We start from the raw sequence: 24,072 nt of genomic DNA on the forward strand, positions 1-24,072 counted from the left end.
GTGACAACATCGAGTACGCCCCGCGCGGTGTCCCACACGCCGGTCAGCTCCGGTCCTTCGCGCCAAGGCGCGCAGCCAGTTCGGTCACTAGGCAGGCGGTATCCTCCCAGGTGTCCACGGCCCGACACGGCACTCCCAACGCCTTGACCGGATAGTCATTCCCATCGGGTTCAAGACGATCCCCCACGAACAGCATGCGCTCCAATGGGATGCCGGTCTGCTCGGCCAGCCTGCTCATGCCGTAGGCCTTATCGATGCCCTTGCGTGTAATGTCCACGCTGGTGGAACCACCGGAACGGACCTCAAGGTCGGGCAGCCGGGCCGCGACGGCGTCTCGCAGGCGTCCTTTCTTCTCTCCTGTGGGGTCCCACGCCTGTTTGGCGTCCAATGGGGCCCGCTGTCCCAGAGCGGAGTAGGTGATCTGGCCACCACGGTCTTCCAGCGCCGGCCCCCAGGTGTGCTGCTCCCAAAATCCCAGGCGACGGGCCTCTGCCTCCACAACCGCGCAGGCCCGCTCTACCTGGTCGGCAGTGAGGTCGTTGTCGTATACGAGCACCCATTCGCCGGCATCGGGATCACGCCGGTAGTAACGGGTGCCGCAGGTCGGCATCAGATGAAGCCGTCCCAACTGTGAGGCGCTGGCTTTCAGACGCGACAGCACCTGCTCGTGGAACTGTCCGATCTGCCCGCCGGAAATAATGCATACCGGCACTACATCCAGCAGCGCACATAAGGATGCGGCCATAGGCTCGGGCATCGGCGACTTGGACGGGGCGAGTGTCCCGTCCAGATCGAAGGCGACGAGTCGTGGAGGCGTCCAAGCCGCGTCAGCAAGTGCCGCGGGCGGAATGTCCGGAGTTGAGGGCATAGGGCGCATTGTGTCGCAAGTCAGTGCCGGTATGGAACACGCTTGGCTACTGGAGGAATATCGGCCTCCGTCACGGGGCGTCCTGCGGATTCCTGAGATGCTCGTGCGCGGCGGCGAGAGCGGCCTCACGAGCGTCAACATCCTCGCGGCGGCCGCGCACCATCAGCGCGGTCACGGAGACGGCCAAGCCACCCCAGATGATGACGATGGCGATAAGCATCACGGCGATTGCCTCTCCAGTCATCTCACTTCACCTCCTCGAGCACGTCCAGGTCCAGCGGTTGATAGTCATCGACCGGCGTGCGCCAGGGCATTGAGGTGAACACGACGGTGGCGACAGCGACGAGGAAGATGGTGCCCCAGCCGAAGACGCCCTGAAGCGCGGCTGAGTATTCGTCATAGCCATCAGTCACATAGGACCAGACATTCTGGATGAACATGTATCCCAGCAGCAGTGGGGCGATCAACGAGACGAGGATCCGCCACCATCCGCCGATCAGCCGCGTGTCGGACACCAGGTTGAGGTGTCGCTGCAGCTCCTTGAGGCGGCGCAGCACCAGGCCCAGCCCGATGCACATGACGATGGCGGATCCGACCACACCGATGTAGTTGATGTAGGCGTCGACGATATCCAGATCCCATAGGCCCGATGCGGTGCCGAACAGCAGCAGCGACAGCGCCGCACTGGGCAGTCCCGCCGCCATTGTCGCCTTGCCATTGGACCAGCCGAGCTTCTCCCCTATGGCCGGAGTCACCACCTGCAGAATGGAGATGAATGAGGTCAGCCCTGCCATGGAGAAAGATGCGAAGAACAGCACGCCGAACAGGGCGCCGCCCGGCATCTCGGAGATGACCGTAGGGAAGGTGATGAACGCCAGTCCGACCCCCTGGATGCCCTCAAGCTCGGCCACGGCCACACCCTCGACATGAGCCATGAATCCGAGCGTGGCGAACACCCCGATCCCAGCCAGGATCTCGAAGGACGAGTTGGCGAAGGCTGCGGTGAAGCCGGTGCCCACAAGGTTGGAGCGGCGCTTGAGGTAGGAGGCGTAGGTCAGCATGATGCCGAAGCCGATGGACAGGGAGAAGAAGATCTGTCCGAAGGCCGCCACCCACACGGTGTAGTCGGTCAGCCGGCTCCAGTCGGGAGTGAACAGGGTGTTGAGCCCGTCTGTTGCGCCGGGCAAGAGGATCGCCCTGACCACCAGAACGATGAACATGACTACCAGCACGGGGAGGAAGACTCTATTGGCTCGCTCCACGCCCCTGGACACTCCACGGGCGACCACGAAAATTCCGAAGGCCCACACCAGAGCCAGGGGGATTACCACTCCCAGGATGGGGATCGGCGAGTAAGCCGGTGTTGACGGATCCGCAAGGGTGGTCTGTCCGATGTAGTCGCTGAAGAATCCGGCGGCGTCATCACCCCACGCGGTGGTGAAGGAGAACAGCGTGTAGCGCAGCGCCCAGGCGACGATCACCGCGTAGTAGGTCATGATGACGAAGCAGATGAAGACCTGCCACCAGCCAAGCCATTCGAACCGCTTGGCGACACGCCGAAAGACTGCCGGGGCCGACCCGCGGAACCGGTGGCCCAACGCGTAGTCTAGGAAGAGCACGGGCAGTCCAGTGATCAGCAGAGCGACGATGTAGGGAACCATGAAGGCGCCGCCGCCGTTGTTGTAGGCCGTGCCGGGAAAGCGCCAGATATTGCCCAGACCGATCGCGGAGCCGATCGCGGCCATGAGAAATCCGAGTTGCCCGCTCCACTGCTCGCGCGGGGGCATCTGTGTGGCGGTTGAGGATCCGGGGCTCGATGGCATTAATGACCTTCCGGGTTGTCTGGAACCGGCGTGGCCGGTCGGCCGCGCGGTTGGCACAGCCCTAGAATCGCTAGGACGATAGTCGCAGCCGGAGGACTCGCCTACCACGTCCCGGCATGCGGACGGCATCGGCCTGGGACCGGGCGATCCCCTTCCCTCCAGCGGTGCCAGCGGCAAGCGCAGCCCTCAGATGTCTCGTATGAGCACCCATCGGTCCACCCCGCACCACCATTGTTGTGGGATGTGCGACACTAGCATGTTGCGCTCGCCGGGGCGCTCGGCTCGCCGAGAACTCACGGCGACACAGCATGTGTACACACTATTGAAAGGACAACCATGGCCACACCCCACATTGCCGCCGAGCCCGGCGATTTCGCCCCCGCGGTTCTTATGCCCGGAGATCCGCGGCGCGCACAGCGCATCGCCGAGACCGTCATGGACGATGCCCGGCTGGTGACAGACGTACGCGGCATGCTCGGTTTCACCGGCACCGTCAACGGCAAACCGCTGTCTGTGATGGGATCGGGCATGGGTCAGCCTTCCTTCTCCATTTATGCAACCGAGCTGTTCAATCTATACGGGGTGGAACGCATCATTCGGGTTGGCACGGCCGGAGGCATCGGCAAGCAGGTGCGTGTAGGCGACGTCGTGATTGCCACCGGTGCTCACACCGACTCGGCCATGAATCAGCTGCGCATCCCGGGTGTGAACTTCTCCGCCGTCGCGGACTTCCGTCTGGCCACTGCCGCCTACCGCGCGGGTGTCGAGGCAGGAATGGGTGAGCGGCTACACGCCGGCACCATCATCTCCCGGGACCACTTCTACTTCACGCCCGATGGACAGACCGAGCGCCTGGCGCACTACGGCACCCTGTGCGTGGAGATGGAGGCGGCTGCCCTGTACGGCGTAGCAGCCGAGTTCGGTAAGCAGGCGTTGGCGGTGCTGACAATCTCTGATCACCTACTCGACCACTCCGCGGACATGAGCTCCACCGAACGGGAGACCCGTTTCCAAGACTCTCTCGCACTGGCCTTGGCCGCGGCGCTGAGCTGACTATCGCCGTCCATCGGCGGTAGTCTGCGCTGGCCCACGCGTGCCGTCACAGGCCGATCCGGACGACGGCCCGGCCTCCGCCTATCGGTGTGTCTCGACCGGCGGAGGCCGGGTGTTGCCTTGGGAGGGGCGTGGGCCGCCTGACCGCCGTTCAGTGGGGTGATTTCCGGGCCGCCTCCGCGCTGGCCAGCGCCAGTGAAACGGCCTGGCGGGCCGCGCCGCCAGGAACTGTCAGAAGACGGATGCCCATGCGGTCCACTACTCGCCGCATGCCAACACCCATGTGCTCGGCGACTATGGTGTCAACGCGATGGTCATTCAGGAACCTGACGATTCGGGCGTGATGGGATCCCGGTGTTCCGGCATCGTGAGCGGCGTCCCAACCCACCGCGTACTCCCGCCAGGTGGTCACGATGCCGTCCACGACCGTGGCGACGGCAACCCGCGGCGCTCGCCCGAACCGGGGCTCCATGTCACCGTGCTCAGTAACGGGGATCAGGACTGTGGTCGCGGCACCGGAGGCCGGCTCAATGCTTGCCAGATTCACGGTATCCACCGTAACCCTGCGGACCTGCCGTACACGAACCGCCGCTAAGGACGTCGGCATAGACAAAGCAGTACGGATACGGCTCACTCGCTTTGGCGCCGTGCGGCCTGATATGCCGCGCCGACGATGCCTGCCGTGTTCAGCAGTTGCGCCGGGACGATCGGAGTCTTGAGAGTGAGCCTTGGAAGGAACTTCTCGTGTTTCTTAGACACTCCCCCACCGACGACGAACAGGTCAGGTGAGAACAACATTTCGACATGCGAGTAGTAGCGCTGGAGCCGCTTGGCCCACTTCTTCCAGGACAGGTCCTGGAGCTCCTTCTGTCCGGAGGACGCCCGCTTCTCTGCGTCGTAGCCGTCGATCTCCAGGTGTCCGAGCTCGGTGTTCGGCACCAGGTTGCCGTCAACGATGATGGCGGAGCCGATGCCCGTACCTAGCGTCGTCACGATCACCGTCCCCTTAACGCCCTTCGCAGCGCCAAACGCCACCTCCGCCATACCGGCGGCATCCGCGTCGTTGAGCGCAGTGACCGACCGTCCCAGACGATCCTGCATGAGCTCGTTCAGATCAACTCCCACCCAGGATTCATCCAGATTGGCCATGAACGGGACCTTACCGTGCACGATCGGAGCCGGCAGGGCTATACCCACCGGCACATTGTCGCTGATACCCAGGCCGTCGAGCACCTGCTTGCACACCTCCGCCACAGCCTGCGGCGTGGAGGGCTGCGGAGTCACGATCCTAATGCGGTCACCAATGAACTCGCCTGTGTCAAGGTCGACCCGGGCGCCTTTGATCCCCGAGCCACCGATGTCGATCCCGCATGCCACCGAAGTCATCGCTATCTCCCTCGAAGTCCAGTTCGGTACGTCGGTGAGCAGGATAACCCATCTGGTGTTGGTTGGGTGTTGGGTTGTGGGTGGGTGTGTGGTGCCGGCGGTGTCTTACTCTCCCGCCCGCCTGTGGGGGGCAGTACCATCAGCGCTGGGGGGCTTAGCTTCCGGGTTCGGTATGGGATCCGGGCGTTGCTTCCCCGCTATGACCACCGGCACCACGCATCCGCCAACAACCCCTGACCCTTGGGTGGGGTGTGGTGGTGGCTGGTGTGCTGGCTGGGTTGTGAACCGTACAGCGGATGCGCCCAACCACCCCGCCTTGTTTTGTTTCGGGGGGGTGGTTGCCTGCCACCAGGGCGTTGGCACTATTGTGGTGCGGGCCCCTAGTGGTGTGGGGTTTGTCATTGTGCGTGTTTGCCGGGGATGCTTCCCCGGTTTGTTGATCTGTTGTTGGTGGTGTCGTGCTCGGGTGTGGTTACCCAACGGCGCTACCTGCTTGCTTGCCCACCTGCTTGATTGTGGTGGGTGCTTGCCCACCTGCTTTGTTGTGGTGGGTGCTTGTGTTGTATCGGCTGTTGTTAGTACCAGTCAGCTCACAAACAGGATTCACCCCACAGGGGCTGCCTGCTTCCACATCTGGCCTATCAACCCAGTAGTCTAACTGGGAGCCTACCAAACCCCCCATGTGGGGGGTTTGCGGAGACCTCATCTTGAAGACGGTTTCCCGCTTAGATGCTTTCAGCGGTTACCCGACCCGAACGTAGCCAACCAGCCATGCACCTGGCGGTACAACTGGCACACCAGAGGTTCGTCCGTCCCGGTCCTCTCGTACTAGGGACAGCCCTTCTCAAGTCTCCAACGCGCGCAGAGGATAGGGACCGAACTGTCTCACGACGTTCTAAACCCAGCTCGCGTACCGCTTTAATGGGCGAACAGCCCAACCCTTGGGACCTGCTCCAGCCCCAGGATGCGACGAGCCGACATCGAGGTGCCAAACCATGCCGTCGATATGGACTCTTGGGCAGGATCAGCCTGTTATCCCCGGGGTACCTTTTATCCGTTGAGCGACGACCCACCCACACGGGATCGCCGGATCACTAGCTCCCACTTTCGTGCCTGCTCGACCCGTCAGTCTCACAGTCAAGCCCTCTTGTGCGCTTGCACTCAACACCTGGTTACCGACCAGGATGAGAGAACCTTTGAGCGCCTCCGTTACCTTTTAGGAGGCAACCGCCCCAGTTAAACTACCCACCAGGCACTGTCCCTAACCCGGATCACGGGCCCAGGTTCAGACGCACGCCACCATCAGAGTGGTATCCCAACAACGACTCCACAACCGCTAGCGCGACCGCTTCACAGTCTCCCACCTATCCTGCACAAACAATAGCGGACGTCAATACCAAGCTGCAGTAAAGGTCCCGGGGTCTTTCCGTCCTTCTGCGCGTAACGAGCATCTTTACTCGTAATGCAATTTCGCCGAGCTCATGGTCGAGACAGCAGAGGAGTCGTTACGCCATTCGTGCAGGTCGGAACTTACCCGACAAGGAATTTCGCTACCTTAGGATGGTTATAGTTACCACCGCCGTTTACTGGGGCTTAGACTCACCGCTTCACCCCACAAAAATGGGACTAACAGATCCTCTTAACCTTCCAGCACCGGGCAGGCGTCAGTCCGTATACATCGCCTTACAGCTTCGCACGGACCTGTGTTTTTAGTAAACAGTCGCTCCTCCCTGGTCACTGCGACCCTCACCCCTAGCCCGCACAGGGCTTCAAGGCTCGGGCCCCCCTTCTCCCGAAGTTACGGGGGCATTTTGCCGAGTTCCTTAACCATGATTCACTCGCCCGCCTGGGCATACTCTGCCCGACCACCTGTGTCGGTTTAGGGTACGGGCGGTGAAGCACCTAACGTCGAGGCTTTTCTAGGCACCACAGGATCACCCCACTATCCCCCACCAAACAAGCAGGGTCACCATCACGCCTCACCCAACCCCCCAAAAACAGGGAGGCATGGCACCCGGATTTACCTGGGCGCCGGGCCACACGCTTGAACGGGACAAGCCATAAGCCCCGCCGGGCTACCAAAGTGCGTCACCCCTGTTAACACGCTTGCCTACCAGCACGGAGGACCCCCAGACCCACCGGCCCAACCCCACCCGCACGCCCGAAAGCACACGAGCGAAGCAAAAAAGACCAGCCGGGCGTGGGTTAGCACCCGCACGTCAGCATGGGCGGTACTCCACCGGTACGGGAATATCAACCCGTCATCCATCGACTACGCCTGTCGGCCTCGCCTTAGGCCCCGACTCACCCAGGGAGGACGAACCTGCCCCTGGAACCCTTGGTCATACGGCGCCGGGGAATCCCACCCCGGTCTCGCTACTCATGCCTGCATTCTCACTCCCACGCCGTCCACCCACGGTCACCCCCGGGCTTCACCCAACGCAGGACGCTCCCCTACCACCCGCCCACCCCCTAAAACAAGGGGCAGACAGGCCCGCGGCTTCGGCGGCACGCTTAAGCCCCGCTACATTATCGGCGCACGACCACTCGACCAGTGAGCTATTACGCACTCTTTCAAGGATGGCTGCTTCTAAGCCAACCTCCTGGCTGTCACCGCGACCGCACATCCTTTCCCACTTAGCGCACACTTAGGGGCCTTAGCCGGCGATCCGGGCTGTTTCCCTCTCGACCACGAAGCTTATCCCCCGCAGTCTCACTGCCACGCTCAACCAATACGGCATTCGGAGTTTGACTGGCATCAGCAACCCTGTAAGGCCCCTCAACCAACCAGTGCTCTACCTCCGCACGGCAACACGCAACGCTGCACCTAAATGCATTTCGGGGAGAACCAGCTATCACGGAGTTTGATTGGCCTTTCACCCCTACCCACAACTCATCCCCCCCGTTTTCAACCGAGGCGGGTTCGGTCCTCCACACGCTCTTACACGCGCCTCAACCTGGCCATGGGTAGATCACCCCGCTTCGGGTCCACAACGCGCCACTAACAACGCCCAACAACATTTCAGACTCGCTTTCGCTACGACTACCCCACACGGGTTAACCTCGCGACACGCCATGACTCGCAGGCTCATTCTTCAAAAGGCACGCCACCACCCACCAACCCAAAAAAAGGGCCAGCAGACTCTGACGGCTTGCAGGCGCCCGGTTTCAGGTACTCTTTCACTCCCCTCCCGGGGTACTTTTCACCATTCCCTCACGGTACTAATCCGCTATCGGTCACCAGGAAGTATTTAGGCAGCCAGGTGGTCCTGGCAGACTCACGCAAGACTCCACGAACCCCACGCGAAAAAGGGGAAAAAACACGCCCAAGCACGCGACCAGCAGGTTCAACCTACGGGGCTATCACCCTCTACGGCTCCCCATCCCAGAGAATCCGGCTACCCACCAACCAACGCACCGGCCCACGGCAGCAGACCAAACAGACACGCCCCACAACCCCGCAGCCGCAACCCCTGCCGAGTAATCACACGACCACGGTTTAACCTAATCCGCTTTCGCTCACCACTACTCACAGAATATCCTCTCCTACGGGTACTAAGATGTTTCACTTCCCCGCGTAACCCCCCACCCCCTATCAATTCAAGGGCAGGTGACACGACACAACTCGTGCCGGGTACCCCCATTCGGAAACCCTCGGATCACAGCCCGCAAGCCGGCTCCCCGAGGCATATCGCAGGCCACCACGTCCTTCATCGGCTCCCAGTGCCAAGGCATCCACCGAACGCCCAAAACAACAACACAACCAACCAAACCAAAACACAACAACAGGCAAAACAAACAAAACAAGCAAACCACGAACAACAACAAAACCAAGCAGACAACCACAAACAACAACAAAACAAACAAACAAAAACAATGCTCGCATCCGCTATACAGTTCACAACCAACCAGCCCACAACCCCCCAACACCAGCACCCACCAAACAGCAGGAAACACCAGCACCAGAAAGGAACAAGCCACCAGGGCGCGCAGCCCCGGAACCCGACAGCATGCCACCCCCAACCCCCACCACCAAAACAGCAGGAAAGAAGAAAGCCCCACCAGACCCAAACCACCACCACACAAGCAGCAGCCCAAACCCAGCGACGTGTCCGCCTGCCCAGCCAGCACCAAACAAAACTCCCTAGAAAGGAGGTGATCCAGCCGCACCTTCCGGTACGGCTACCTTGTTACGACTTCGTCCCAATCACCAGCCCCGCCTTCGACCGCTCCCCATAAGGCCACGGGCTTCGGGCGTCACCGGCTTTCATGACGTGACGGGCGGTGTGTACAAGGCCCGAGAACGTATTCACCGCGGCGTTGCTGATCCGCGATTACTAGCGACTCCAACTTCACGGTGCCGAGTTGCAGGCACCGATCCGAACTGAGACCGGCTTTAAGGGATTCGCCCCGCCTCACGGCATCGCAACCCACTGTACCGGCCATTGTAGCATGCGTGAAGCCCAAGACATAAGGGGCATGATGATTTGACGTCATCCCCACCCTCCTCCGAGTTCACCCCGGCAGTCTCCCGCGAGTCCCCACCCGAAGTGCTGGCAACACGAGACAGGGGTTGCGCTCGTTGCGGGACTTAACCCAACATCTCACGACACGAGCTGACGACAACCATGCACCACCTGCAGGCCAGCCCAAACCACAAAAAGCAGCAAGGGAACCACCGTCTCCGGCAGCAACCAGCCCATGTCAAGCCTTGGTAAGGTTCTTCGCGTTGCATCGAATTAATCCGCATGCTCCGCCGCTTGTGCGGGCCCCCGTCAATTCCTTTGAGTTTTAGCCTTGCGACCGTACTCCCCAGGCGGGGCACTTAACGCGTTAGCTACGGCGCAGAAACCCCGGAAAAGGGCCCCCACACCCAGTGCCCACCGTTTACAGCATGGACTACCAGGGTATCTAATCCTGTTCGCTCCCCACGCTTTCGCTCCTCAGCGTCAGCAACAGCCCAGAGACCCGCCTTCGCCACCGGTGTTCCTCCTGATATCTGCGCATTCCACCGCTACACCAGGAGTTCCAGCCTCCCCTACTGCGCTCAAGCCAGCCCGTACCCACCGCAAGCCCCCAGTTAAGCCAGAGGATTTCACGGCAGACGCAACCAGCCGCCTACAAGCCCTTTACGCCCAATAATTCCGGACAACGCTCGCGCCCTACGTATTACCGCGGCTGCTGGCACGTAGTTAGCCGGCGCTTCCTAACCCGGCTACCGTCAACCCACCCACAACAAGGAGCAGGCCTTCACCACCGGAAAAAGAGGTTCACAACCCGAAGGCCTCCATCCCTCACGCGACGTCGCTGCATCAGGCTTCCGCCCATTGTGCAATATTCCCCACTGCTGCCTCCCGCAGGAGTCTGGGCCGTATCTCAGTCCCAGTGTGACCGTCCACCCTCTCAGGCCGGCTACCCGTCAAAGCCTTGGTAAGCCATCACCCCACCAACAAGCTGATAAGCCGCGAGCCCATCCCCCACCAGAACAACCAAACAGTTGAACCTATACCAACCCACCCATGCAGGCAGGCCAGACCACCCCGTATTAGCCGCCCTTTCAAGCAGTTATCCAGGAGAAGAGGGCAGGTTACTCACGTGTTACTCACCCGTTCGCCACTAACCCACCCACCAAAAAAGCAAGCAGGCCCGTTCGACTTGCATGTGTTAAGCACGCCGCCAGCGTTCGTCCTGAGCCAGGATCAAACTCTCCAAACAAAACAAAAAACCAAACAAAGAAACCAACAAAAAAACACCAACCAAACAAACAAACACGACACACTATCGAGATCCCAAACAACACACCCACCGAGTATCCACGGAGCCCTAAGGCAACCCGCCTCTTCTCGGAAGCGCCGGATGAACTTTAGCGGGTTGCACGAGCCGGGTCAAACCGGAGATCCGTGATCCCCGTCTCGCTGAGCAGCCCTTTTCAGTTTCCGGTTCCGCCTTCCGCGAGTCACCCCTCGGCCGGCGGCGAGTGAAGAATTTACGCAGCCGGCGGCCGAGGGTCAAACCGGCGGGCGGTGACAACAGCCACAGTCAGGAGGAAAGGCCTGATCTCAGGCGCATCGCGCTACCGCGAGATTGCGTCGCCCCTTGCGCACCAGCACCACACCGCCGGCGAGCAGCTGTTCTGGTGTCACCGGCGCATCCTCATCGGTGACCTTGACGTTGTTCAGGTAGGCACCGCCCGCGGCCACCGTCTTGCGCGCCGCATTACGCCCCTTCTCCAGCCCTGCGGCGACTAGGAGGTCCACGATCGTCGAGCTGCCCACCGCAAGGGGGGCAGCAGGCAGGTCCGCGGTGGCGGCGGCAAGCGTCGCCTCATCGAGCTCGTTCAGCTCCCCCCTTCCCCACAGTGCTGTAGTCGCCGCCTCAGCCTGTGCGGTTGCCTCTGAGCCATGGACCCAGGTGGTGACCTCGTGCGCCAGAACCCGCTGGGCCTGGCGTGCCTTCGGATTGGTCGCCACGCTCTGCTCCAGTCGCTCGATCTCCTCACGCCGCAGGAAGGTGAAGACCTTGAGGAAGCGAATAACGTCCGTGTCCTCCACTTGGAGCCAGAACTGGTAGAAGGCATAGGGACTTAGCATGTCCGGGTTGAGCCAGATGGCCCCGCCCTCGCTCTTGCCGAACTTGGTCCCGTCGGCCTTGGTGATCAGCGGGTTGGTCATGACGTGCACCGAGTCGCCCTCGACCTTGTGGATCAGGTCCATGCCACCCACCAGGTTGCCCCACTGGTCGTTACCACCGACCTCCAGCGTGCAGCCGTAGCGGCGGTAGAGCTCCAGGTAGTCGTTGGCCTGGAGGATCTGGTAGCTGAACTCCGTGAAGGAGATGCCCTCCTCGCTGGCCAGGCGGCGCGCCACGATGTCCTTGGACAGCATGGTCCCCATGCGGAAGTGCTTGCCGAGGTCCCGCAGGAAGTCGATCGCACTCAGCCCAGCGGTCCAGTCCAGGTTGTTGACGATGCGGGCCGGGTTGTCGCCGTCGAAGTCGAGCAGGTGCTCAAGCTGCTTCCGCAATCCCTGCGCCCATTCGGCGACCACTTCCTTGGTGTTGAGAGTCCGCTCCCCCTTGGCCCGCGGGTCTCCGATGAGCCCGGTGGCGCCACCCACCAGCGCCAGCGGATGATGGCCGGCCAGCTGCAGGTGGCGCATGACCTTGACCGCTACCAGGTGACCGTGGTGCAGGGAGGGCGCGGTCGGATCGAAGCCGCAATAGAAGGTGATCGGCCCGGCGTTCAGCGCTGCCCGCAGCGCATCGATGTCGGTGTGCTGGGCGATCAGACCCCGCCACTGCAACTCGTCCAGGATGTCGGTCACGGTCCTGTGCCTTCCCATGTTTTCTCCCGGCACATGCGGGCCGGGGCCGGGGCGGTTGCCCGGCGCGGGCTAGTCTGCCACGGCTGTGCCGCATACCAGACGAAGTGTCAGAAGAACGGGCATCCACCCTCATCCATGGCAGACCGAGACCCGCCCCCTTCTCCCCGCACCGACGCAGCGGCTACCGGGAATGCGGTCCGCCTATGCCGATCATGGGGCCGTAGGACTCCCAGCCGCCGGCAGCCCGGGCGCGCTTGCCGGCTTCGATAATCAGTCCGTGGAGGTCGACGAGCTCCCCGTGGCTGAGTCCTTCGGCATCGATGTCGGCCTCAAGCGCCCGCCGAGTGGTCTCGTAGTCACGGCCGACGGCGTAGCCGGCCTGCCGTAGCAGACGCCGCCCGTAGGCGTCGAAGATGAAACGGCGCCGGCCATAGACCATCAGCGCCGCCACATCAGCACTTTCCGGCCCAATACCGGGCAAGGACAGCAGCGCGGCGCGCAGGGCGTCGTCGCCCAGCTTCACAGCTGCCCTCCCGTCCGCGGACAGCATCCAAGCGGCGAAGGCGCGCAGCGAACGCGACTTGGCCCGCATGAAGCCGGCCGGGCGAATCAGCGCGGTCAGTTCCGCGTCGGTCAGGCGCAGCAGTTCCTCCGCTTCGAAATCGGTGGCCTCCCGAAGCAGCGCCAGGGCACGCTCGACATTCGTCCAGGACGTGTTCTGCACCAGCACGATCCCGCACACGTACTCGAAGGGGGTCTGCGCGGGCCATACCGGAGTCTCCCCCAGCGCGGCGTGCAGGAGCGTCAGTAGGTCGCGCACCGGCAGCGGGCGAAGGTCGCCGGTCATCGCCCCGCCCCCATAGGGCGGTCCCAGACCAATGAGTAGCGCCAGTAGAAGCGACGGCGCACCTGGGCCCCTGGCAGTATCCGGGCGGCCGCCGCACGAATCTCCCGCAGTGACTCGCGGGCCGGGGCCGTGGGCACGCCGATATCCCGCCGTTCACCGTGCAGCAGGCTAGCGATCCGGATGGGCGCCACGCTCAGTGCGCTCAGCGCCCAGTCCGCGGCGGAGGCGTTGGCGGCCAGCCCGACGATCAGGAGCCGCCCTCCCGGAGCCACCAATGCGGCCAGGCGCTCCAACCCCGCCTCCAGCGGCAGGTGGTGCAGGACCGCCACACAGGTGACGGTGTCGAACTCTCCAAGGTCGTCTGTCGCGCCCGGCTCCAGCACGTCTGCCTGCCGCACATCGGCTCCGGGAAGTCCTGCCAGGCGTGCGCGGGCACGACTAGCAGCGTCGGGATCGTTCTCGATCCCGATGACCTGGTCGCATACGGCCGCGAGCCGTTCCAGGAGCAGCCCCTCGCCGCAGCCCACGTCCAGGGCGCGCCCGCCGCGGCGGGCGGCGTCCGTCACGAGTTCGTCGTGGAAGGCCGCATTGTGGTTCCAGTAGCGGGGGTATGTGGGAGGGAGGGTATTCATGGTCCGGTCCTTCCTCGGCGGCGCGGCCGGGCGGGCTTGTAGGGAGAGACCGTCGGCTCACCGTCGATCCAGAAGCGCCATGGGTAGACGACACCGTCACCGCCGGGTCCGGCCACGCCGGTGCGCGGGCCGGTGCGGATGCGCCCGGGCTCGGGCCCCGTCCCCTCTTCGGGCAGCGTCAGAGCCACGCGGGAGCCCGTCGGACCGAGCCGGACGCCGTCGTCCTCCCGGGTCAGACCGAGCGCCTGACATAGCCGGGCCGGACCACGCGCCAGATCGCGGTCGGTGCGGGCGGTGGGCCGACGCCGGCGCGCCAAGTCGAGTCCGTCCGTCACCTCGCCACCGCGCAGCAGTACGGCGCGTGAGACCCCGACTGGACCACAGACGATATTCGCGCAGAAATGCATGCCGTAGGTGAAGTAGACATAGACGGTGCCGGCGGCCGCGAACATGGAGGCGTTGCGGTCGGTGCGGCCGCGGTAGGCGTGGGAGCCCGGGTCGGCCTTGCCCCGATAGGCCTCTACCTCGGTCAGGCGCACCGACACCGCCCCCTGCGGGCAGCGCGTGGTCAGCACCGCTCCGAGCAGCCGCGGAGCCACGTCAACCGGGTCGCCGGCGAGCAACCGGGCAACGTCCGCGGGTACACCTGGCGCGCCTGCGGAGTCTTCACGGGGAGAATCCGTCCCCACCGCATCCGGCCACGTCATGCGCGCCCGTCCCTATGACTCCCGGACGGTAGTCCCGCCGGCCTCGGCCCCGGGATCGGCGGGACCGTCAAGCAGCGAGCCCTCCCAGAAGAACACGCGCAGTTCGGCGGAGTGCTCGATACCGCGGGCCAACTGCTCCACCACACGCACCGGCGCAGTCCCTCCGTGGCCGGCGCGGGCGGCGACGGAGCCGGCTGCCGAGAGCACCGTGCGCACCTGCGGCGTCAGTCGCGGGTCGATGGCGGCGAAGTCCGCGTCGGTCAGCTCCCACAGCTCGATGCCGCGCTGCTCGCACGCACGCACGCAGGCACCGGAGAGCTCGTGGGCCTGACGGAAGGGAACCCCCTGCTTGACCAGCCATTCGGCGATATCGGTGGCCAGGGAGAAGCCCTGGGGCGCCAGCGCGGCCATGCGCTCGTAGTTCAGGCGCATGGTGGCGACCATGCCGGAGACTGCGGGCAGCAGTACAGCGAGCGTGTCGACGGCGTCGAAAACGGGTTCCTTGTCCTCCTGCAGGTCGCGGTTATAGGCCAGCGGCAGGGCCTTGAGGGTGGCCAGCAGACCGGCCAGGTCGCCAATGAGGCGGCCGGCCTTGCCGCGGGCGAGCTCGGCGACGTCGGGGTTCTTCTTCTGCGGCATGATGGAGGAGCCGGTGGAGAAGGAGTCGTCGAGGGTGACGAAGTCGAACTCCTTGGTGTTCCAGATGATGATCTCCTCCGCCAGGCGGGATACGTCCACGGCCGTCATGGCCAGGACGAAGGAGATCTCGGCGACCGTGTCGCGCGCGCAGGTGCCGTCAATGGAGTTCTCGCAGGCGGCGTCAAAGCCCAGGTCGGCGGCGACGGCGTCGGGGTCGAGTCCGAGCGTGTTGCCGGCCAGTGCGCCCGAGCCGTAGGGACTGACGGCGGCGCGCGCGTCCCAGTCCTGCAGCCGCTCGACGTCTCGCATCAGTGGCCAGGCGTGGGCCAGTAGCTGGTGAGCCACCAGCACCGGCTGGGCGTGCTGCATGTGGGTGCGGCCGGGCATGATGGCCTCGCCTGCGGCGGCCGCCTGGTCGATCAGAGCGTCAACGACGTCGAGCACGAGTCCAGCCAGGTGGCGGGCCTGGTCGCGCAGGTACATGCGGATCAGGGTGGCAATCTGGTCGTTGCGGGAGCGGCCCGCGCGTAGCCTGCCTCCCAGCTCCTGACCGGCGCGCTCCAAAAGTCCGCGTTCAAGCGCCGTATGCACGTCCTCGTCCGCGGGTGTCGGGGCGAAGGCGCCGGAGACGACGTCGTCCTCCAACCGGTCCAGGGCGGCAAGCATGCCCTCCAGCTGGGCGGCGTCGAGCAGTCCGGCGGTGTGCAGGGCGCGGGCGTGCGCACGCGACCCGGCGATATCGTAGCGGGCCAGGCGCCAGTCGAAGTGGGTGGAGACCGACAGGGCTGCCAGGGCGTCGGCGGGGCCGCCTGTGAAGCGGCCGCCCCACAGGCTTATGCCAGCAGGGGCCTCGGGAGCTTCCGAAGCGGACGGGGATGGGCGCGGCTGACTCGTCATGGTCCCCATCATGACGCATCGTTAGGGTATTACGGCACCTGGCCCGATGCCCGGACGTAGGTGAGGAGGCCGGTCTCCGACCCGCCGCCGGGGTCGGGGCGGCTTCATAGGCTCAGGTGCGCACAGTTGTTCCGCGGCCGATAGCGGCATCGTTCTCGCTGCGGTTGCGCTCATAAATACGGTGCAGCCCCAGCCAGGTACCCAGGGCGCAAACAAGCACCCAGTTGCCCTCGCTCAGCAGCCGGGACTCGGTGAAGGACTGCACGGTCATCGCCGTCATCAGCAGGGCGGGCAGCAGCACCGAGGCATCGGAGTCAATGTTGTGCAGCGCCAACCGGAAGGAGCGATACAGAAGCAGTACGACCAGAACAACGACTAGCGCAGCCCCGACAACACCGGTCTGGAACAGCGCTTCTATATAGGCGTTGTGGGCGCTCATGGTGGGGGTGCCATCTGGGCGTATCACAAGAGTGGCGAATAACGGCAGCCACGGCACCCAATACATGATCCAACCCCACCCCAGGATGGTGTGATCCTCCCACAACTCCAGAACCCGCTGCCAGATCTCCCAGCGTCCCGACATGTCCGTGCTGCGCCCCAGCACTGCAGTCACCTGTGAGTGTTGACCGATCGCCAGGGCGATGAGCGCCACCCCCAGGGCCATCGCCGTCGTCAGCACCGCCGGACGCAGCCGGGGCTGCACGCGCCGCACCAACCACAGCAGCAGGCACACGGCAACGCATACGATCAGGGCCACGGAAACGGTCGCCGACCCGGCGAGCACCAGCACGAGCAGGGACAGTGACGTCCAGATAACCAGCCCCGGCAGCCGCAACCGACGGTCGGCGCGACGCACCACCACGCATAGAAGTGTGAGCAGCGCGATGAAGGCCAACGGGTTGCGGTTACCGACAATGCCCTGAATCGGTCCGCCGTTGAACAGATCCCCGTTGACCCAGTAGTAGGAGATCGGCACCTCATCCCAGTCCCGCATGTACAGGGGTATGAGCGGATGCCGCAGTACCAGCGCCACCCAGACCTCCAGCAGCAGGCTCAGCACGAGAGTCGCTTCAAGGGCGCGGCTGAGGGCGTCGGTCAGTTGCCTCAGCGAAAGCCCACAGGCCAGGAGCACACCGGTGGCGCTGGTGGCGACCATCAACAGTGCCGCCAGAGCCGTTTCGCTGCGATACTGGGACCATATGACGCTTAGCACACAGACGAGGACATAAGCGGAGGTCACCGGAGGCAGGGCCCGCCAGGGCACGCGGTGCCCCTCATGTATGAACACTGCCAAGAGCGCGAGTCCACTGAGCGCGGCGAGCAGGCCGAATGCCCACCATCCGACGAGATCGCGCACCCCCTGACCGGAGAAGGTCAGAAAGAAGGCCCAGGTTCCCAGGGCGGGTAGCAGCGGGCGCCGTGAACCGCGGACGATCTCACGTCCGCGAACCCGATCATCGGTTGACGCGCTCCTCACCGGTGGTCTCCTCCCCATACAAGTGGTCGGCTCCTCGGTACGGTGAGCCGACCACTTGTACCGATCTCGACGGTTATATCAACCGATCTCGGTGTTAGAAGGTCATACCCTGGCCCACGCGCACGTCGCGCGCGGCCGCCAACTTGGACTGCATGCCGTAGATCTCAATGAAACCTCGCGAGGAGGACTGGTCGAAGGTGTCGCCGGTCTCATAGGTCGCCAGGTTGAAGTCATACAGGCCCGTATCGGTGCGGCGCCCGTCGACGGTGGCCCGGCCGCCGTGCAGCACCATGCGGATATCACCGGTGACGTACCTCTGGGTGTCTTCAATGAAGGCGTCCATGGAGCGCTTGAGCGGGGAGTACCACTGGGCCTCGTACACCAGATCGGCCCAGACTTGTTCCATTTGCCGCTTGTACCTGCGCTGGAGCCGCTCCAGGGTGACGGCCTCCAGCGCCTGGTGCGCCTCAATGAGCGCCACCGCCCCGGGCGCCTCGTAGATCTCCCGGGACTTGATACCCACCAGCCGGTCCTCGACCAAGTCGATACGACCCACACCCTGGGCCCCGGCACGGCGGTTGAGCTCCTGCACCGCCTGCAGGGGGGTGACCGGCTTGCCGTCGATGGCGGTGGGCACGCCCTGTTCGAAGTGGATTATGACCTCATCGGGCAGCGGCGGGTAGGTGGGATCGTCGGTGTAGACGTAGACGTCCTTAGTGGGGGCGTTCCACAGGTCCTCCAGAAATCCAGTCTCGATGGCGCGGCCCCACACGTTCTGGTCGATGGAGAAGGGATTGTGCTTCGTGGTCTCGATCGGCAGGTCGTGCTTCTCGGCGTACTCGATGGCGACATCCCGGGTCAGGGCCAGATCCCGCACCGGGGACAGACAGTTCATGTCTGGGGCCATGGAGGTGATGGCGACTTCGAAACGCACCTGGTCGTTGCCCTTACCAGTGCAACCATGGGCAACAGTGCTAGCGCCGAACTCGCGGGCGGCCCGCACCAGGTGCTTGGCAATCACCGGGCGCGACAGGGCGGACACCAGGGGATACTTGCCCTCGTACAACGCATTGGCCTTCAGGGCCGGCATGCAGTATTCGGAGGCGAATTCGTCCTTCGCGTCCGCCACATAGGCCTCAACGGCGCCGCAATCAAGGGCGCGCTGGCGGATAACCTCCAGATCCTCGCCTCCCTGGCCGACATCCACGGCTACGGTGACAACCTCTCGGCCGGTCTGCTCGCCGATCCAACCGATGGCGACGGAGGTGTCCAGGCCCCCGGAGTAGGCGAGAACGACGCGGTCCTGGTGCTTGCTCATATGCGTTGTGATTCTTTCTCTGTGGTGTCTGAGTGGGACAGATACTGGTTGGGTTACTGGTAGGGAGTGCTCAGCCGCGCGAACCGGGGTCGGCCAGGGCAAGCAGGTGAGCAGCGACCTCGGCGGCCATCGCCTCGGAACGGGTGATGACCAGAACGGTGTCGTCCCCGGCGATGCAGCCGAGGACGCCGGGCAGCATGGCGTCGTCCACGGCGCTGGCCAGCAATTGAGCCGCCCCGGCGGGGGTGCGCAGGACCAGCTGATTTCCGGCCCATTCGGCGGTGACCACCAGGTCGGCGCACCAACGGGCCAGGCGGGCGCTGGTGTGGTCGGACAGAGGATCGGCGCCCACTCCATTGGGCGGCATCTGGCCGGGCGCGCCGGCCTCAGGTATGGCGTACACCTGCGTGCCGCCCGTAGAACGGACCTTGGTGGCACGCAATTCCACCAGATCACGGGAGAGCGTGGCCTGGGTTGCGGTTACCCCGTGGCGGGCCAGGGCGTCGCGCAACTCCGCCTGGGAACGGATGCGTTCGTGGCCCAGGATCTTAGTGATCAGGGCGTGCCGGGCCGCCTTGGTCGCGGGTGCCGTCGCCCCGGAATCAGAGGCCTGGACGTCTACGCGGGCGCTCATGCTGCCGCCCGTCCAGCCAGGACGTCGGCAAGCTCTCGGGTGAAGGCGTCGGCGTCGGCGTCGGACAGGATAAAGGGCGGTGCCAGCCGGAGCGTGTCCGGGCGGGGAGCGTTGACGATGAACCCGCGCCGGTCCAGCTCGGAGGCGACCTCGGGCGCCGGACCCACGGAATCAGCCAGGCCGATGCCGCGTAGCAGGCCGGCTCCGCGCACCTCGGTGACCCCGGGAACGGCCGCAAGTTCAGTGGCCCACCGGTCGCCGAGCGCGGTCACTCGCTCAAGCAGGCCATCGGTCTCGATGGTCTCGATCACTGCCAGAGCTGCCTTCGCGGCCACAGGATTGCCGCCGAAGGTGGTGCCGTGCTGGCCCGGGCCAAGCAGCTCGGCCGCCGCTCCGGTCGCCACCGCGGCACCGATCGGCATGCCGCCGCCAAGCCCCTTGGCGAGAGTGACGACGTCCGGGACGACGTCCGGAGCGAGCAGGTGATGGGCCATCCAGGCGCCCGTGCGCCCCATGCCGGTCTGTACCTCATCGATTATGAGTAGTGCACCCGCGGCCGAGGTCAGTTCACGGGCGGCCTCCAGATACCCGGCCGGTAGCGGACGCACGCCGGCCTCACCCTGGATGGGTTCAACGAATAGCGCGGCCACATCCGTCCCCAGTGCGCTGCGTAGGGCGTCGACGTCGCCGGCGGGGAGGAACTCCACCCCGCCCGGCAGGGGTTCGAAGGGCTCACGGTAGGCGGCCTTGTGGGTCAATGCCAGCGCCCCTATGGTGCGGCCGTGGAAGGCCTCCTCAAGGGCGAGTATGCGCGGGCGGGAGGGGCCGCCGTGTCGACGCGCGATCTTGAAGGCCGCCTCATTGGCCTCCGTGCCGGAGTTGGCCAAGAAGGCTCGTGCGAACTGGGGTTCCACTGGGAACACCAGATCTGCCAGGACCTCGGCCAAGGTGACCTGGGCCGGGGAGGTGAACAGGTTGGAGATGTGTCCCAGGGTGTTCAGCTGTTCGGTGATGGCGGCAACCAGGGCCGGATGGGCATGCCCCAGGCAGTTGACGGCGATGCCGGCGAGCAGATCAATGAGCTCATTTCCGTCGACGTCCCAGACATGGGTGCCCTCGCCACGCACCAGCACGCGCCCAGGCGTGCCGAAGGTGTTCATGACAGCGCCTGCATACAGCGCTCTCCAGGCCGTGTTCCAACTCACGTTGGAACCGGCTGTGGAAGCTGTGGGATGTTTACTCATATCGTGGCGCCGCCTTTCGTGCGCGATTGCGGAATGACGTCGGGGTGGACGACGGTACCCACGCCGTCGTCGGTGACGATCTCCAGCAGCATGGAATGGGGCTGACGGCCGTCGACGACGTGTGCCTGGCCGACACCGCCGCGCACCGCCCGCAGGCAGGCCTCCATCTTGGGGATCATGCCGCTGGACAGCTCGGGCAGGAGTGCCTCGAGGGCATCGGCCCCGATGCGGGAAACCAGGGAGCCCTTATCGGGCCAGTTGGAGTACAGGCCCTCAACATCGGTGAGCATGATGAGTTTCTGCGCCTTCAGGGCCACGGCGAGGGAAGCCGCCGCGGTGTCGGCGTTAATGTTGAGCACCGTCGTTGAGTCGGCCACCAGCGGGGCCACTGAGGAGACCACCGGAATGCGCCCCTGGTCGAGCAGTTCTATCACCGAGCGGGGGTCCACCTCGACCACGTCGCCGACCAGGCCGATGTCGACGCGCTCGCCATCCACGGTGGCCAGGCGCTGCCGGGCACGCAGCAGTCCCCCATCCTCTCCGGAGATACCGACGGCGGCGGAACCGTACTCGTTGAGGAGGCTGACCAGTTCACGCTGCACCCCGCCGGTGAGCACCATGCGCACCACGTCCATCACCTCGGGGGTGGTCACGCGCAGGCCGCCCTTGAACTCGGAGGTGATGCCGAGGCGGGCCAGCATGGCGCTGATCTGGGGACCGCCGCCGTGCACCACCACGGGGCGCAGCCCGACCTGGTGTAGAAACAGTATGTCCGCGGCGAAGGCACGTTTAAGGGAGTCATCAACCATGGCGTTGCCGCCATATTTGACGACGATTGTGGCGCCCTTGTAGGCGCGCAGCCAGGGCATGGCCTCCAGCAGGACGGAGGCCTTCTGCGGCGGGGTCAGGTGATCGGTGGGTGATTCGGTGCTCATGTGGTGTAGTCCGCGTTGATGGTGACGTAGCCGTGGGTGAGGTCGTTGGTCCAGACGGTGGCGGAGGCGTCACCCGCGCTCAACTCAATGTCGATGCGAGTCTCACGAGGGGTCATGTCCACCATGGAGCGGTCCTCGCCGAGGGCGCCATGCCGGTAGATGGTCACCCCGTTAATGGCGACGTCGACCTCATCGGGATTGAAGGGGCACACCGCCTCGGGGACAGTGCCGAGCTGGGCGACGACACGCCCCCAGTTCGGGTCCTCACCGGCGATGGCGCATTTGAGCAGGTTGGAGGCGGACACGGTGCGGGCCGCGGCCTCCGCCGCAGCCTCCGTGACCGCGCCGGTGACGGTGATGGCGATGTCGTGGGTGGCGCCCTCCGCATCGGCCACCAGCCGGCGCCCGAGCCGGGTCAGCAGCTCCTGGACAGCACCAAAGAACACGTCTGCCGCGGGTTCCCTGCCGGATGCGCCGGAGGCCAGGAGCAGGACGGTGTCATTGGTGGACATGCAGCCGTCGGAGTTAATGCGGCCCACGGTGCGTGCAGCCGCACAAGACAGCGCCCGGTGGGCGGTGTCGGCGCCGATGACGGCGTCGGTGGTGATAACGCACAGCATGGTGGCCATGCCCGGTGCGAGCATGCCCACACCCTTGATCATGCCGCCGATGCTCCAGCCGTCCAGGTGAAGGGAATCCTCCTTGGAAACGGTGTCGGTGGTCATGATCGCGGTCGCCGCCGCGCGGCCGGCCTGCGGGGTGTCGGCCAGCTCGCGCACCGCCTTGGCGGCACCCGCTTCCAGTGCCGGCATGTCCAGCGGCACACCGATGACGCCGGTCGAGCAGACCAGCACCGAGTCAGCCCCAAGGCCCGGGCGGTCCTCGCCAAGCAATTCGGCCACATGGGCCGCAGTGGCGGCGGTGTCGGTGGCGCCCCGGGGTCCGGTGCAGGCGTTGGCGGAACCGGAATTGAGGATGACGGCGCGGGCAGATCCCGCCGCTCCGCCGTCACCCGCCAGCACACGACGGCACCATTGCACGGGGGCGGCGACGACCCGATTGGTGGTGAACACGCCGGCGGCCACGTCCAGCGGCCCGTCGTTGACAACCAGGGCCAGATCAGGTTTGCCGGACTCTTTCAGGCCGGCGTGAATGCCGGCGGCCCGGAAGCCGGAGGCGGCAGTGACACTCATGGGGCGACTCCTTCCTTGATAACCCCGGTGGTCTCGGATAGCCCGAGGCATAGATTCAGCGATTGGATCGCCGCCGAGGCGGTGCCCTTGCCGAGATTGTCAATGGCGCAGATCATCACTGCGGTGCCGGCGCCGGCGTCATAGGCGACCTGCACAGTGGCCAGGCCGGTCCCTGCCACGGCGCCGGTTACGGGCCACACACCCTCGGGCAGCAGGTGGATCAGCGGCTCACCGGCGCCGGTGGTGCCGTAGACGCGCTGCCAGGTCTCGCGCAGCACGGCATCGGGATTTGCGGCGGCGCGCACTTCAGCGGTGACCGGGGCGGTCACGGTGGCGAGTATGCCGCGGCTCATGGGCACCAGCACCGGAGTGAAGGACAGGTGGACGGCACCGGGCGCAGCGCCAGCTACCTGGAGATTCTGGATGATCTCGGGAATGTGGCGGTGGGTGCCGCCGACTGCGTAGGGCTGGGCGGAGCCAAGAGCCTCAGAGGCGGTCAGATGGGGCTTGAGGACCTTGCCGGCGCCGGAGTAGCCGACAGCCAAGACCGCGTTGATCCTGCCGGGATCAATGAGTTCGGCGGCAATGCCAGGCTGGGCGGCGAGCGTAACAGCGGTGACATTGCATCCAGGGACGGCAATGCGGCCGGCTGAGGCGAGCTCGGCACGCTGGGCGAGAGCCTCAGACTCGCCGGCATGCAGTAGTTCGGGCATGCCGTAGGTCCAGGCGCCGGCATACTCCGTTCCGTAGAAGCTGTTCCACGCCTCGGCGTCGGTCAGCCGATGGTCGGCACCACAGTCAATGAGGATGGGTGTCCTGCCGGGCGCCTCCTCGAGGGCTGCGGTAATAGCTCCGGAAACCCCATGTGGTAGCGCCAACAACACAATGTCATGTCCGGCCAGGTGTGCGACGTCCGTCGGGGTGACCTCTCGGTCGGCCAGGGCGAGCAGGTGCGGATGGTGCTGGCCCAGGCGCGTACCGGCCGAGGAACTGCCCGTCACGGCACCGATCTCAATATTCGGGTGTGCGGATAGGAGGCGCAGAACCTCTCCACCGGCGTATCCGGTCGCACCCGCGACCGCTGCTGTCCATGTCAC

18 protein-coding genes and 3 rRNA genes are annotated in these 24,072 nt (G+C 64.8%); 1 reads left to right on the top strand and 20 read right to left on the bottom strand.

Translation table 11 applies throughout. The annotated features are described in order from the left end of the window. Nucleotides 1–43: 43 nt before the first annotated feature. From CWT10_RS09480 to CWT10_RS09490, 3 genes are all read right to left on the bottom strand, one after another. On the bottom strand, nt 44–868 hold the full coding sequence (locus CWT10_RS09480) for an HAD-IIB family hydrolase (RefSeq protein WP_103062064.1): 825 nt from the start codon (nt 866–868) through the stop codon (nt 44–46). A gap of 70 nt (nt 869–938) precedes the next feature. Continuing rightward, a complete protein-coding gene (locus tag CWT10_RS09485) occupies nt 939–1,112 on the bottom strand; it encodes a methionine/alanine import family NSS transporter small subunit (protein ID WP_103062065.1) in 174 nt (57 codons plus the stop codon). A gap of 1 nt (nt 1,113) precedes the next feature. Continuing rightward, nucleotides 1,114–2,691, bottom strand: coding sequence for a sodium-dependent transporter (locus CWT10_RS09490; RefSeq protein WP_103062066.1), 1,578 nt, complete (start codon nt 2,689–2,691; stop codon nt 1,114–1,116). A gap of 336 nt (nt 2,692–3,027) precedes the next feature. Between CWT10_RS09490 and deoD the strand changes: the two genes are divergently transcribed. Next, nucleotides 3,028–3,744 (top strand): purine-nucleoside phosphorylase, encoded by a 717-nt coding sequence (deoD, locus tag CWT10_RS09495; protein ID WP_103062067.1) that lies wholly within the window; start codon nt 3,028–3,030, stop codon nt 3,742–3,744. A gap of 151 nt (nt 3,745–3,895) precedes the next feature. Here deoD and CWT10_RS09500 read toward each other — a convergent pair whose 3' ends face one another. The 17 genes from CWT10_RS09500 to argC all read right to left on the bottom strand — a co-directional run bounded on the left by CWT10_RS09500 (nt 3,896) and on the right by argC (nt 24,072). Beyond that, nucleotides 3,896–4,291, bottom strand: a complete 396-nt coding sequence (locus CWT10_RS09500) for a NifB/NifX family molybdenum-iron cluster-binding protein (RefSeq protein ID WP_199176304.1) — start codon at nt 4,289–4,291, stop codon at nt 3,896–3,898. Between the two features lie 83 nt (nt 4,292–4,374). Further along, nucleotides 4,375–5,130 (bottom strand): polyphosphate--glucose phosphotransferase, encoded by a 756-nt coding sequence (ppgK, locus tag CWT10_RS09505; protein WP_103062069.1) that lies wholly within the window; start codon nt 5,128–5,130, stop codon nt 4,375–4,377. Nucleotides 5,131–5,222: 92 nt separating this feature from the next. After that, nucleotides 5,223–5,341, bottom strand: a 5S ribosomal RNA gene (rrf, locus tag CWT10_RS09510). Nucleotides 5,342–5,684: 343 nt separating this feature from the next. Next, nucleotides 5,685–8,892: ribosomal RNA gene (locus CWT10_RS09515) — 23S ribosomal RNA — on the bottom strand. A gap of 386 nt (nt 8,893–9,278) precedes the next feature. Beyond that, a 16S ribosomal RNA gene (locus CWT10_RS09520) occupies nt 9,279–10,845 on the bottom strand. Together the 16S, 23S and 5S rRNA genes form the textbook arrangement of a ribosomal RNA operon. A 344-nt stretch (nt 10,846–11,189) precedes the next feature. Further along, a complete protein-coding gene (gene tyrS, locus CWT10_RS09525) occupies nt 11,190–12,452 on the bottom strand; it encodes a tyrosine--tRNA ligase (protein WP_103061866.1) in 1,263 nt (420 codons plus the stop codon). 181 nt (nt 12,453–12,633) lie between these two features. Then, on the bottom strand, nt 12,634–13,299 hold the full coding sequence (locus CWT10_RS09530) for an endonuclease III domain-containing protein (RefSeq protein ID WP_103061865.1): 666 nt from the start codon (nt 13,297–13,299) through the stop codon (nt 12,634–12,636). Further along, the gene (locus tag CWT10_RS09535; RefSeq protein ID WP_103061864.1) at nt 13,296–13,931 is read right to left on the bottom strand and encodes a class I SAM-dependent methyltransferase; all 636 of its coding nucleotides are present in this window, start codon (nt 13,929–13,931) and stop codon (nt 13,296–13,298) included. The genes CWT10_RS09530 and CWT10_RS09535 overlap by 4 nt, the downstream gene beginning before the upstream one ends. Next, a complete protein-coding gene (locus CWT10_RS09540; protein ID WP_103061863.1) occupies nt 13,928–14,638 on the bottom strand; it encodes a DNA-3-methyladenine glycosylase in 711 nt (236 codons plus the stop codon). Before CWT10_RS09540 ends, CWT10_RS09535 begins: the two co-directional genes overlap by 4 nt. Before the next feature lie 12 nt (nt 14,639–14,650). Beyond that, nucleotides 14,651–16,174: an argininosuccinate lyase gene (argH, locus tag CWT10_RS09545; RefSeq protein WP_103061862.1), complete on the bottom strand. Its 1,524-nt coding sequence runs from the start codon at nt 16,172–16,174 to the stop codon at nt 14,651–14,653. Between the two features lie 112 nt (nt 16,175–16,286). Continuing rightward, on the bottom strand, nt 16,287–17,651 hold the full coding sequence (locus CWT10_RS09550) for an O-antigen ligase family protein (RefSeq protein WP_233187995.1): 1,365 nt from the start codon (nt 17,649–17,651) through the stop codon (nt 16,287–16,289). 94 nt (nt 17,652–17,745) lie between these two features. Continuing rightward, the gene (locus CWT10_RS09555) at nt 17,746–18,969 is read right to left on the bottom strand and encodes an argininosuccinate synthase (RefSeq protein ID WP_103061860.1); all 1,224 of its coding nucleotides are present in this window, start codon (nt 18,967–18,969) and stop codon (nt 17,746–17,748) included. A 70-nt stretch (nt 18,970–19,039) separates the two neighbouring features. Next, a complete protein-coding gene (locus tag CWT10_RS09560) occupies nt 19,040–19,603 on the bottom strand; it encodes an arginine repressor (protein ID WP_103061859.1) in 564 nt (187 codons plus the stop codon). Next, on the bottom strand, nt 19,600–20,847 hold the full coding sequence (locus CWT10_RS09565) for an acetylornithine transaminase (RefSeq protein WP_103061858.1): 1,248 nt from the start codon (nt 20,845–20,847) through the stop codon (nt 19,600–19,602). Before CWT10_RS09565 ends, CWT10_RS09560 begins: the two co-directional genes overlap by 4 nt. Continuing rightward, on the bottom strand, nt 20,844–21,782 hold the full coding sequence (gene argB, locus CWT10_RS09570; RefSeq protein WP_103061857.1) for an acetylglutamate kinase: 939 nt from the start codon (nt 21,780–21,782) through the stop codon (nt 20,844–20,846). Before argB ends, CWT10_RS09565 begins: the two co-directional genes overlap by 4 nt. Next, nucleotides 21,779–22,975: a bifunctional glutamate N-acetyltransferase/amino-acid acetyltransferase ArgJ gene (gene argJ / locus CWT10_RS09575; RefSeq protein ID WP_103061856.1), complete on the bottom strand. Its 1,197-nt coding sequence runs from the start codon at nt 22,973–22,975 to the stop codon at nt 21,779–21,781. The genes argB and argJ overlap by 4 nt, the downstream gene beginning before the upstream one ends. Beyond that, nucleotides 22,972–24,072, bottom strand: coding sequence for an N-acetyl-gamma-glutamyl-phosphate reductase (gene argC / locus CWT10_RS09580; protein ID WP_174721955.1), 1,101 nt, complete (start codon nt 24,070–24,072; stop codon nt 22,972–22,974). Before argC ends, argJ begins: the two co-directional genes overlap by 4 nt.

Source organism: Actinomyces qiguomingii (assembly GCF_004102025.1).
Taxonomy (GTDB): domain Bacteria; phylum Actinomycetota; class Actinomycetes; order Actinomycetales; family Actinomycetaceae; genus Actinomyces; species Actinomyces qiguomingii.